The 12212-nt window shown below is 71.8% G+C and carries 6 protein-coding genes; 3 read left to right on the forward strand and 3 right to left on the reverse strand.

What is annotated here, in order from left to right:
* Window positions 1-4: 4 nt before the first annotated feature.
* On the reverse strand, window positions 5-301 hold the full coding sequence (locus tag AB0D32_RS20490) for a hypothetical protein (protein WP_357092221.1): 297 nt from the start codon (window positions 299-301) through the stop codon (window positions 5-7).
* Window positions 302-533: 232 nt separating this feature from the next.
* Window positions 534-4262, reverse strand: a complete 3729-nt coding sequence (locus AB0D32_RS20495) for a S8 family serine peptidase (RefSeq protein WP_357092224.1) — start codon at window positions 4260-4262, stop codon at window positions 534-536.
* A gap of 508 nt (window positions 4263-4770) precedes the next feature.
* Here AB0D32_RS20495 and AB0D32_RS20500 point away from each other — a divergent pair.
* A complete protein-coding gene (locus AB0D32_RS20500) occupies window positions 4771-7680 on the forward strand; it encodes a BTAD domain-containing putative transcriptional regulator (protein ID WP_357092325.1) in 2910 nt (969 codons plus the stop codon).
* A gap of 138 nt (window positions 7681-7818) precedes the next feature.
* On the opposite strand, the gene AB0D32_RS20505 is transcribed toward AB0D32_RS20500, so the two are convergent.
* The gene (locus AB0D32_RS20505; protein WP_357092227.1) at window positions 7819-8682 is read right to left on the reverse strand and encodes a hypothetical protein; all 864 of its coding nucleotides are present in this window, start codon (window positions 8680-8682) and stop codon (window positions 7819-7821) included.
* 602 nt (window positions 8683-9284) lie between these two features.
* Here AB0D32_RS20505 and AB0D32_RS20510 point away from each other — a divergent pair.
* Both AB0D32_RS20510 and AB0D32_RS20515 read left to right on the forward strand, forming a co-directional pair.
* On the forward strand, window positions 9285-10520 hold the full coding sequence (locus AB0D32_RS20510; protein ID WP_357092230.1) for a S8 family peptidase: 1236 nt from the start codon (window positions 9285-9287) through the stop codon (window positions 10518-10520).
* A gap of 209 nt (window positions 10521-10729) precedes the next feature.
* On the forward strand, window positions 10730-12190 hold the full coding sequence (locus AB0D32_RS20515) for a cellulase family glycosylhydrolase (protein ID WP_357092233.1): 1461 nt from the start codon (window positions 10730-10732) through the stop codon (window positions 12188-12190).
* The last annotated feature ends 22 nt before the right edge of the window (window positions 12191-12212 follow it).

The following is a 12212-nucleotide window of genomic DNA, read 5'->3' on the forward strand; positions in this document are numbered from 1 at the left end:
GCGTTCAGCGAACGCCGCCACCCGTCGTCGCCGGGGCGTTCCCCCGGTTGCAGGTCGGGAACAGGTTGTCCCACAGCCGCGGAACCCCGTACGCGTCCCCACAGGGCGGAACGGAAGGCTGCAGCACCAGGCCGCCACCGTCGACGGCCGACAGGTCGGGGGCCGACGACCCGACGACGGTACGGCTGTCGGAGCCGTCGGCGGTCAGCCCGGCGACCGCCGGCGATCCGAGGGCCAGGAACAGGAGCGCGCCCGGCACGAGCAGCCGCGCACCGAGGCGACCGTTGACTACGGTCCGCATGTGACCTCCAGGGAGTTGTCCGTCGGATGCTGCGAGCGTGATCGAGGCCGGGGGTGAGGTCAATACCGACCCGGTCACGAGCGGGTCACGCGAATGCGGACGACATGTGCGCCGGTCGATCCGTTGTGAGCTGGGCGCGGACGCGGGACCGACCCGGACGCTGAGAACGCATCCGACAGAAACGACGGTGGGGCCGGAGGCTTCGCGCCCCCGGCCCCACCGTCTGACATCCCTACTTCAGGGCGTACGCCCGCTGGACGACCTGTTCCGTCCGGTTACCGTCCGTGTCCCAGGCGTGCACCTTCAGCCAGACGAAGCCGTCGGTACGGGACAGGGTCGGGTAGTCGGCGACGACGTGGAACCGACCGTTGCCGGTGGGGACCGCCAGCGCCTTACGCCAGGACGTACCGCCGTCGGTCGAGGTCCACACGGACATGCCCTTCACCTTGGCCTTGTCCGGGGTGAGTCCGTGCGGGGCCGCGGTGACGGTGAACACGTGCGGCTTGCCGGCCTTGGCCCGGTTGAGCAGGTCCAGGTTCAGGTCGTGGTCCAGCGCCAACACCGGCTGGAAGGCGCAGGAACCGGTGCCCATCGGGCAGGCGTACCCGCTGGGCCGACCCGGCTGCGGGGCCTTGGACCGGAAGGTGTAGACCGTGTCGGTCCTGGGCGCCAGCGTCCGGACCGAGTTGAGTCCGTACGCCGTGTCCGACGTCTCCAGCCGGTACACGCCGGGTTCGGTCGGGAGCTGGAAACGTCGCGGGGACGTGGCCAGCGGCGGAATCGCCACGCCGTCGCGGGTCAGCTTCCAGGTGCTGTCACCGGCGCCGGCGGTCATGCTGTGCCCGTCGGTTCCGTCCAGCCAGTACTGACCGGCGATGAAGTAGTCGCCGTCGCGGCAGAACCCGCAGGTGTTCTCCCGGACCACCGGGGTCGTCACCTCGATCGCACCGACGCGCAGGGGCGAGGCGAACCACTTCTCGGGCGCCCGGCGGGTGCCCTGGCGGAAGTAGTCGTCCGCCGTCCACCAGAACTGCTCCTGGGCGCCCTGCGGCGTCGTGCCGACCTGGATGATGTACCGCAGCCAGCGCAGGTCGTCGCCCTCGCCCACGTACTCGGTGCGGGCGGTCGGACCGGGGAAGCGCCAGGTCGTCTGCGACGAGAACGGGTCCTTCGGACCGAGCACCCCCCAGATGGAGTCGAACATGTGCGGCTTGTCGGCGTGGTACTCCGTCTCCAGCTTCACCATCGCCTTCGGGTTCACCGGACGCTCCGGCGTCGACGGCACGCCGGCGGGGTAGTCCCGCCGCAGGTGGTAGACGTAGGACGGGTTGCTCTCACCGCCCAGGGTGACCGTCGCCCGGCTGCGCTTGCGCAGCGCCTCACCCTCGTTGCGGGACAGGGTCAGCGCGACGATGTCGTCGGTGCTGGGCACGGAGTTGCCCAGCAGCGCGGGTGCGTTCGCGACGTCCACGTAGATCAGTACCAGCGCCGCCCCGGCCGCCGCGGCGGCGTCCCGCGCCGCCCGCGCCTCGTTCAGCGCCTGGACGTGCCGCCAGGGCCACGTCATGTCGGCCGGGATCTCGATCCGGACCAGTGCCGCCTTGCCCTTGACCCCGGCCGCCGCCAACTCGTTCGGCTTGCCCGCACCGGCGAACACCACGGGCAGGGTGCGTCGCTTCCCGTCGAGGTGCGACGAGACGGTGAGGAGGTCGTAGTCGGGGCTGAGCCTGCCGCCGCCCCGGACCCGCAGGTCCACGAGGGCCTCGGAGAGCGTCCACTGGTTGCGGAACTCGAAGAAACCGATCTTCACCGGCTTGGTCGGCGTGGCGTAGCCCTCGTACTGGCTGCCGCCGATCAGCATCGAGAAGGGCAGCACGGTGCCGTCGGCCAACCCGCGCAGGGTGCCGAAGGAGACGCTCGGCATGTCGGTCGGCGCCGAGGTGGGGGGCCGGACGTTGACCGCCTTGCGGGCGTCCAGAGTCACCTCGGTCGGCCCGGTCACCGCGAGCTCGGTCTCCGTCATCAGCGTCGCCCGCCGGATGTCCTCCTCGTGCTCGGTCATCGCCACCTGGATGTCGTACACCCCGACCGGAAGGCGCATCGTCACCACGCCGTTACGGGCGGTCTCGTAGTACGACGGCTGCGTCATCGGGTCGTTGTCGACCGGGTTGTCGATCCGGATCGCGCCGACCGACTGCGGGCGGGGCGTGTCACCCCGCGAACCGATCAGCCGCACGGTCACCGGGAACGTGGCGGTCTCCTTGTACCAGGAGACACCCGTGCGCACCGACACCGATCCGTCGCCGGACTTCGCCAGCAGCAGCCCGCCGTATCCGCCCTGCGCTCCGACGCCGGGGTCGACCGTGAGGGTCACCTCGGCGCTGCCCCGGGCCGGCACCTCGACGCTGGTCGCGGAGAGGGCGACCGAGCCGGCGGGCACCGGTTTGCCGTCGAACGCCTTGACGTCCAGGGCGAGTTGGAGCGTGACGGGCGTGGCGCCGGTGTTGCGGTAGGTGACCTTCCGGGCGCTCGGGGTCTGGTCGCCGCTGACGAACCGGCCCACGTTCACCGTGGCCGGGCCGTACACGTGCTGGTTGAGTGCGCGCGGGACGTCCAGTCGCCCCGTGCCGCCCTGCCACCAGGCGTAGTTGCCGGGCTTGCTGGCGGACACCAGGGCGTCCTTGAGCTGCGCCGGCGTCCAGTCCGGGTTGGCCTGCGCGAGCAGCGCGGCGGCACCGGCGACGTGCGGCGTGGCCATCGAGGTGCCGCCGATCCGGGTGTACTGCCCGTCGACGACCGGCCCGAGAGCGGTGCCGTTCGCACGGGCCGCGACAATCGCCGCACCCGGCGCCGTCATCTCCGGCTTGACCGCCGCGTCGCCGTACCGGGGGCCCCGGTTGGAGAACCCGGCGAGCGCGTCGTTGATGTCCACCGCGCCCACGGTCAGCGCCGAGCTCGCCGCGCCCGGGGCACCGATCGCCATGTCGCCGTTGTTGTTGCCGGCCGCGATCACGAACAGTGTGCCGGTGGCCTCGGTGAGGCTGTTGACCGCCTCGCTCATCGGGTCGGTGCCGTCGGTGGTGATCGGCGACGACAGGCTCATGTTGACCACGTCGGCGCCCTGGGCGGCGGCCCACTCCATGCTGGCGATGATCCAGGAGTCCTGGCCGAAGCCACTGGTGTCGAGGCCCTTCGCCGACAGCACCTGGGCACCGGGTGCGACGCCCTTGTAGCGTCCGCCGGAGGCCGCGCCCGATCCCGCCACGGTGGACGCCACGTGGGTGCCGTGACCGTGGCGGTCGACGCCGTCGGCCTCGGGGGTGAAGTTCGCGATACCGGCGATGTTGCCGGCCAGGTCCGGGTGGGTCGGGTCGATGCCGGTGTCGATCACACCGACCTTCGTGCCGGTGCCGGTGATGCCGGCCTGCCACGCCACCGGCGCGCCGACCTGCGGCACGCTCTCGGCCAGGTTGACCTTGAACTTGCGGTCCAACCAGACCTTCTCGACGCCCTTGCCGAACACGGTCCGGGCGCTGCGGGTGTTCGCCGGCGGTTCGAGCGAGTCCCAGAACTGGCGGGCGTTCGCCGTCGACACGTTCAGCGCCGCCCCGCCGATGCTGGTCAAGGCGCGGACGTTGTCGCTGGCGGGTAGCGCGTCGGCCTGTCGGGTGAGCGCCTTGGCGCTCGGGTCGCCGTCGAAGGTGACGATCACCGGCAGGCTCTTGGCCGTGCCGGTGATGCCCTGACGGACCAGTTCACGGACGTTGAAGAGGTCCCGTTCGAGGACCCCGGCGGTGACGTACGGCGCGGCGTCCGACGGGATGACGTAGAGGTCGTCACGGTCGCCCTGGGTGGTGAACGTCACCGACCGGTTCGGGTCGTCGGCGGCGTCCACCATGTAGGTCGACCGGCCGTCGGCCCCGGTCGTCACGGTGACGGTGTCACCGGTCAGCAGCGGCACCTGGTGCGTGCCGACCTCCCCGGGTGTGGCCTTCGAGGTAGATGTGACGGATGTTGTTCGATCGCTTGGGGGAGCGGATGAATCAGGCGACGCAACTGCGACCTGCATCGAGGTCAGCACAAGCGTCGCGCCGGCGGTAGCGGCGACGAGCAGCCGCGCGGTCCGCACAGTGGACATTGACACCTCCCGGTACCTAGTGGATCGAGAAGCTATCCCACCCCGCTGTCCTCTGTGAAGATCCTTAACTGGTGTCACGCCGTCACCCGTTGTGCCAAGCCACAGTGGACGTCCCGTTTGTCCGCCTGAGGGGCGGAGTGCCGGCGGTACCCACCGTGCCGCCGGGCGCCGCGGATGACGACCGGGTCGAGTGGCGGGAGGATCGCGGCGCGGGGCCCGCCGGGGCAGCCACCCGGAGTGACGTCGCGTGTGCCGCTTCCGCCTGTCGGGAGAGCGGGACGACGATCGGATCCCGGCGCCGTCCCTGTGGTAGAAACCCTGGGTGGCCGCCATGCGATTCCAACTCCTGGGACCGCTGGACGTGCAGGTCGACAACCGGTCCGTGCCGCTCGGCACGGTGAAGCAACGGTTACTCTGCGCCACCCTGCTGCTGGACCCGAACGAGGTGCTGCGCACCGAGCACCTCGCCGAGATGCTGTGGGACGAACCCCGCCCGGCCTCCGCGGCGGCCAACCTGCGGACGTACGCCCACGGGCTGCGGCAGGCCCTGCGCGACGAGCCGGACGGCGCGAGCCGGCTGCACACCGGCACCGGCGGCTACCTGCTCGAGGTGCGCCCGGGTGAGCGGGACCTCGACGAGTTCGAGGAGGCGGCGCAGCAGGGCCGCGACGCCCGTACCCGGGGCGAGCTGCGGCAGGCCGAGGCGAGCCTGGCCCACGCGCTCACCCTGTGGCGCGACTCGCCGCTCGCCGGGCTGCCCCTGCCCCGCACGATCGCCGTGCGCCTGACGCGCCTGCACGAGCAGCGGCTGATGGTGGAGGAGGAACACGTCCAGGCCAAGCTCGACCTGGGCGCGTCCGCCGAACTGGTCGGACGGCTGCGCGGCCACGTCGAGACCCATCCGCTCCGGCAGCGCGGCTGGGGCCAGTTGATGACAGCGCTCTACCGCACCGGCGACATCGCCGGCGCGGTCGACGCGTACCTCCGGGCCCGCCGGGTGCTGGCCGACCAACTCGGCATCGATCCCAGCCCCTGGCTGGAGGCGCTCTACCGTGACATCCTCGACCACAGCCCGCACCTCACCGGCGAGCCGCAGCGGTCACTGCCCGGCGCGAGGGTCGTGGTCCGTGGACTGCCCCCGGTCGTCGACACCTTCGTCGGCCGGCGGGCCGAGATCGACGCCGTACGCGGCTGGCTCGACGGATCCACGACGAGCCCCGTCGTCGCGTTGCACGGCCCGGGCGGGGCCGGCAAGTCGGCGCTGGCCGTCCGGCTCGCCCACCAGCTCACCGACCGGTTCCCCGGCGGCACCCTCTACGTGGACCTTCAGGGGTCGGACGCCGAACTGCCGCCACTGAGGCCCCTCGACGTCCTCGGCCGGTTCCTCCGCGCGCTCGGTGTGCCGGGCGGCGCCGTGCCGTCCGACGTCGGCGAGGCCACCGTCGCCTACCGGTCGGAGATCGCGGGCCGGGGCGTGCTCGTCGTCCTCGACAATGCCCGCGACGCCGTGCAGGTCAGGGCGTTGCTGCCGGCGGACGGGTCGTGCGGTGTCGTGGTGACGAGCAGGCGGATGCTCGCGACGCTGCCCAACGGCCGGCACCTGGCGGTGGGGCTGCTGTCCCGCACGGAGGCGGTCGGGCTGCTCGCGGGCGAGTGCGGCGCCGACCGGGTGGCGGCCGAGCCGGACGCGGCCGTCCGCCTGGTGGAACTCTGCGGCCTGCTGCCGCTGGCGATCCGGATCGTCGGCGCCCGGCTGGCCAGCCGGCCGGGCTGGCCGATCGCCCGGCTGGCCGAGCGTCTCGCCGACCCCGGGCTGCGCCTCAGCGAACTGGAGTTCGACGACCTCAGCGTTCGGCCGTCCATCGCGCTCACCTATGCCGCGCTGTGCGACGGCGGCGCCCGGGGGCAGCTCTGCGCCCGGGCCTTCCGGATGATCGGCAGCACCCGCCTGCCCGCCGTCACCGCCCGCGCCGTCGCCGCCCTTCTCGGCGAGCCGGCCGCGCGGGCCGAGAGCGTCCTCGAACGGCTCGCCGACGAGCGGTTGGTGGAGCCCCGGGAACCGGGCGTCTACGGCATCCACGACCTGGTCCGGTTGTACGCCGTCGAACGCGCCGAGGACGAGCCGGCGGACGAGCGGGAGGCCGCGCTGCGGCGGCTGCTGGAGATGTACGTGCAGGGCGCCCGCGAACTCGAGCGGATGACCAACGCCGGCTGGACGCCGACCGGGGTCGGGGACCAGGCCCGACCGGCCTGGCAGGACCTGCCGGAGAACCCGGAGCAGGCGGCCCGGTGGCTGGCCGAGGAGCACCTCAACGTCCTGGCCGCCTTCCGGCAGGCGTCCATCTCGTCGGCCGGCACCGCGAAGCTCGCCGCCGCGCTGGCCTGGGCGAGCGTCGCCTCGTTGCGCCGGCACGGCTACCTGCACGAGGCCCTCACCCTCGTCGACGGCGCCGCCGCCACGGCCGAGCGGCTCGGTCTCACGCTCGAGCACTGTGCCGCGCTGTTCTACCGGGCGGCGTTCAACAAGGGCACCGCTGATCCGTCGGTGGTCGAGGCGGATCTGCTGCGCTGCCTCGAACTGCTCCAGACGCTCGGTGACCGGGACCGGATCTCCACCTGCCTGGAGGCCCTCGGCAACCTGCGCCACCGGATGGGCGACGTGTCGCGCGCGCTCGCCTACCACGACCAGGCGCTCGCGTTGCGCCGGGAGTCGGGCCGGCCGCTCATGATCGGCGCCACCCTCAGCAACTCCGCCCAGGTTCGCCTGTCGGCGGGGGCCGAGAAGGAGGCGTTCGCGGACGTCGAGGAGGCGCTGCGCATCGCCCGCGACATCGACGCCGTCGGTCTGGAAGGTGCCGTGCTCAGCATGCGGGGACAACTGCTGTGCCGCACCGACCGCTGGTCCGAAGCCCGCGAGTGCCTCGACGAGGCGATGGTCGCCACCGAGCGGGCCGGCGACCTGCCGTCGCGTTGCGAGGCCCTCCTGTCCCGTGCGGCGGCACACCTCCGGCTCGGGGACCACGTCGCCGCCGCCCGCGACGCCGACGAGGCGGGGACGACGGCAGTCCGGATCGGGGACCGCTACCTGCTGGCCGTCGCGCGGCAGGCCCGGGGCCGGATCGCCCGGGAGGCCGGCGACCGGAGCGCCGCGTCCGTGCTGGACAACGAGGCGCGGGAGCTGATCAGCTCGGTGCCGGGCTACCGGGAACCGCAGTACGTCGAGTACTTCGGCCAGCTCTGATGTGCGGGCCGTAGCCGACTGGGCGGCCGGACCGCGTCGGTCGACCCGGCGTCGTCGTTCCGGGGCTGCCCGCCGAAGAGCCTAACGACGGCGGGGAGGGACGGCCATCCGTCCCTCCCCGCCGTCGACGGAGCCGCGTCAGGACAGGAACTTGTCCAGGGCGGCCTCGATGCTGCCGGAGTCCGGCGCCGCGTACGACTTCATGGTGCTCTTGTTGTACGAGATGAAGCTCGGGCACCGCGCGGCCGGGGCGCTCACGGTGCCGCCGTCGCCGATCTTCTCGCCGGTCTTCGCGGCGTAGAAGGTCAGGGTGTAGCGCGACGAAATCAAGTCGACGGTGACCTGCTTGTCCGAGCTGTCCTTGTACTGGCACTTCTTGGGCGCGCCCTCGCTGCCCTCCACGAACTTCAGGCAGCCGACCACCGACACCGTCTCGAAGTCCGCGCTCTTGGCGTAGTAGGGCTTGTTCGAGGCGACCGACTTCGACGACCAGGAGGTCGGCCGGTCGGGGTTGTTCGAGAACGTGTACGCCTTGGCGCCGGACGGTCCGTTGTAGGCCGCCGCGTTCAGGATCTGGCCGCCCTCGCAGACGTTGGACAGGTCGCTGGAGTAGCGGGCGGTCACCGCGTTGTTGCCCGGCTGCTGCGGCGTGTCGTCCTGCCCCGGCGTGGGGGAGGCGTCCGTGCCCGGCGTGCCGCCGGTGTCGGCGCTGGGGCTGGAGGACGCGACGACGGTGGGCTCGTCGTCGTCACCGTTGACGAGCAGGAGGCCGATGCCGGCACCGCAGATGGCGAGCACGAGGACCACCGCGCCGGCGACCAGGCCGATGATCAGGCCCTTGTTCGACTTCTTCGGCGGCGGGAGTGGAGCGCCGAACTGCGGCGCCTGCGGTGGCTGCCCGTATCCCGGGTACCCACCCTGCTGCGGGGCCGGCGGCCCGCTCCAGGGGGTGACGTTCGGGTCCGGCTGCTGCCCACCGTACGGAGGGTAACTGTCGCTCATGTAAAGCCCTTATCGCTGTCGACGTGTGCCCAGGCACGGGATCATCGAACAGCGTAGTGAGGGTCGCAAACCGCGACGGTGAGCGGCCGAACCGGTTGACCCCGATGCCGCACACCGGCGGCGCATCGCGTCACCCTCCGTACGAGCTACGGCTCGGTACGTGTCCGCGGTCGCCGGGTCGTCCGGTGCGACGGCAGCGCGAATCCGGGCCGCCGAAAGGGAATTCTGTTGTGGCGCCTCGGGTGTGGGCCGGGAATCGGAGGGGTCGCGCCATGTGACCAAGGTCACGTGCCTGCGGGCCGAGATGTGGGTGACACCTGGCCCCGAATGGCTTCCTGGTCGGCTGTAGGCGTGTGGCGACGGGGTCGGCTGGCCCCGCGCGGCCGCGCGGCTCGCCGTCCCCGGATGAGTCGAGCCATCTCAATGGAATCACCTTTCACGCAAGGCATTCACGACAGTCTTTTTCAACATCGTCCTCACATCGTGAACATCAATAAAATTTACGACCATGAATGTTGCGGCTAAGGTTTGCTCATCGTCCAGACCGCCCGTCGGGTGCGCCACGAGCCGCCCGGGGGCCACCACAGTAGGAGGACCGGGGTATGACACTTCCCCGCACTCATCGGCGTACTCTCGCCGCCGCGGCCAGCGTGTTCGCGAGCGCCGCCATGGTCACGACCATGATCGGCGCCCCGGCGGCGGCCTCGGCCACCGGCGAGATCCTCAGCGCCGGCGGCGCGACCGCCGTGGCCGACAGCTACATCGTGGTACTCAAGGACACCAGCGTCGGCGGCCGCGCCGGCACCCGGCAGGGTGCGGTGAAGAGCACCGCGGGCTCCCTCGCCGCCCGCTTCGGCGGCAGCGTGGGCCACGTCTACGGTGACGCGCTCAACGGCTTCGAGGTGAAGCTGTCGGAGCGGGCCGCCAAGCGCCTCGCCGCGCACCCCGACGTCGACTACGTCGAGCAGAACCACAGCGTGTCGACGATGGCCACCCAGAACAACCCGCCGTGGGGCCTGGACCGCATCGACCAGCGGGCCCTTCCGCTCAGCCGCAGCTACACCTACAACAGCAGCGGCGCCAACGTCACGGCGTACATCATCGACACCGGCATCCGGACGTCGCACGCCGACTTCGCCGGCCAGGCCGTCGACGGCTACGACGCGATCGACAACGCGTTGCCGGCCGCCGACTGCAACGGTCACGGCACGCACGTCGCGGGCACCGTCGGGGGCAACACCTACGGCGTCGCGAAGAACGTCAAGCTGGTCGCCGTCCGCGTGCTGAACTGCCAGGGCAGCGGCACCTGGGCGCAGGTCATCGCCGGCATCAACTGGGTGACGTCGAACCACCAGCCGGGCCAGCCGGCGGTGGCGAACATGAGCCTCGGCGGCTCGGTCAACACCTCCCTGAACACCGCCGTGGCGAACTCGATCGCCGATGGCGTCAGCTACGCCGTGGCCTCCGGCAACTCGAACGCCAACGCCTGCAGCTTCTCGCCGGCCTCCGTGCCGACGGCGCTGACCGTCAACGCGTCGCAGAGCAACGACGCACGGGCCTCGTTCTCCAACTGGGGCAACTGCACCGACATGTTCGCCCCGGGCGTGGGCGTCCAGTCGGCCTGGCACACCAGCGACACCGCCACCAACAGCATCAGCGGCACCTCGATGGCCGCGCCGCACGTCGCGGGTGCGGCTGCCCGGGTGCTCAGCGTCAACCCGAGCTGGACGCCCGCCCAGGTGCACTCGTACCTGGTCAGCCAGTCCACGCCGAACGTGATCACCAGCCCCGGCACCGGCTCGCCGAACCGCCTGCTCTACCTGGCCCCCACCTTCTGACCGACTCCGTCGGCACACCGGCCCCTGGGCGTCCGCGCCCCGGGGCCGGTGCGCGTCGCGGGCGGGGTTCGACGGTCGTCCATGTTGCGGAGAGTCGGCGGCACGCCCTAAGCTCCGGTCATGGGAGCGCTCCCGGCCCGGTGGGCAGGGGCTCCGCGAGCCTCCCGACCGGGCGACCCCACCCCACCACCGACCGGAAGGCACCCCGAATGAAGCTCCCACCGCGCCCGTCCCGGCGCACCCTGGTCATGGCCGGCGCGGTCGGCGCGCTGACCGTCGCGGCGTCCGCCGCCGTACCGGCCGCCGACGCCCAGGCCGCCACCGGTTGCGCCGTCACCTACACGACCAGCAGTTGGTCCGGCGGCTTCACCGCCACCATCACGATCAGGAACCTGGGCGACGCGGTCGACGGGTGGACCCTCGGCTTCGCCTTTCCGGACACCGGCCAGCGGGTCGGCCAGGGCTGGTCGGCGACCTGGGGCCAGACCGGAGCCGCCGTCACCGCGCGCAGCGTGAGCTGGAACGGCGCCCTGGCGACCGGCGCGTCGACCAGCATCGGGTTCAACGGCACCTGGACCGCCACCAACCCCGCCCCGACGACCTTCACCCTCAACGGCACCGCCTGCACCGGCGCGACCACGCCGACCACCCCGCCGGCCCCCACCACGCCGCCGCCCACGACCCCACCGCCCACGACCCCACCGCCACCGACCACGCCACCGCCGGCCGGCCAGACCCCGGTCGCGATCAACGGCCAGCTACGGGTGTGCGGGGTCAACCTGTGCAACCAGTACGACCGGCCGATCCAGCTGCGGGGCATGAGCACCCACGGCATCCAGTGGTTCGCCCACTGCCTGAACGACGCCTCCCTCGACGCGCTCGCCGACGACTGGCGGGCCGACCTGCTGCGGATCGCCATGTACGTCCAGGAGGACGGCTACGAGACCGACCCGGCCGGCTTCACCAACCGGGTCAACGCCCTGGTCGACGAGGCCGAGCAGCGGGGCATGTACGCCCTGATCGACTTCCACACCCTGACCCCGGGCGACCCGACGCACAACCTGGAGCGGGCCAAGACCTTCTTCGCCGCCGTCTCCGCCCGCAACGCCGCCAAGAAGAACGTCGTCTACGAGATCGCCAACGAGCCCAACGGCGTCAGCTGGGCGACCATCAAGAGCTACGCCGAGCAGGTCATCCCGGTCATCCGCGCCAACGATCCGGACGCGGTGGTCGTGGTCGGCACCCGCGGCTGGTCCTCGCTGGGCGTCTCCGACGGCTCCAACGCCAACGAGATCATCGACAACCCGGTGAACGCCACCAACGTCATGTACACGTTCCACTTCTACGCCGCGTCCCACAGGGACAACTACCGGGCCGAGGTGGAGCGGGCCGCCGCCCGGCTGCCGCTGTTCGTCACCGAGTTCGGCACGGTGGCCTACACCGGTGACGGCGCGGTCGACGTCGCCAGCAGCACCGCCTGGCTCGACCTGCTGGACCGCCTGAAGATCAGCTACGCGAACTGGACCTACTCGGACAAGGCCGAGGGCAGCGCCGCGCTGCGGCCGGGCACCTGTGCCGGCGGCACGTACACCGGTCCGGGTGTGCTCACCACGTCTGGCGCCCTGATGCGGGACCGCATCCGTACCCCGGACAACTTCCCCACCGCCTGATCGACCCCGTCCCGCGAGGCCC

Source organism: Micromonospora sp. NPDC048170, from assembly GCF_040652795.1.
Classification (GTDB): Bacteria; Actinomycetota; Actinomycetes; order Mycobacteriales; family Micromonosporaceae; genus Micromonospora.

Bases quoted from the DNA above. Each gene is read 5' to 3' on its own strand.
- AB0D32_RS20490 (WP_357092221.1), bottom strand. From the start codon at position 301: ATGCGGACCGTAGTCAACGGTCGCCTCGGTGCGCGGCTGCTCGTGCCG.
- AB0D32_RS20500 (WP_357092325.1), top strand. From the start codon at position 4,771: ATGCGATTCCAACTCCTGGGACCGCTGGACGTGCAGGTCGACAACCGG.
- AB0D32_RS20505 (WP_357092227.1), bottom strand. From the start codon at position 8,682: ATGAGCGACAGTTACCCTCCGTACGGTGGGCAGCAGCCGGACCCGAAC.
- AB0D32_RS20510 (WP_357092230.1), top strand. From the start codon at position 9,285: ATGACACTTCCCCGCACTCATCGGCGTACTCTCGCCGCCGCGGCCAGC.
- AB0D32_RS20515 (WP_357092233.1), top strand. From the start codon at position 10,730: ATGAAGCTCCCACCGCGCCCGTCCCGGCGCACCCTGGTCATGGCCGGC.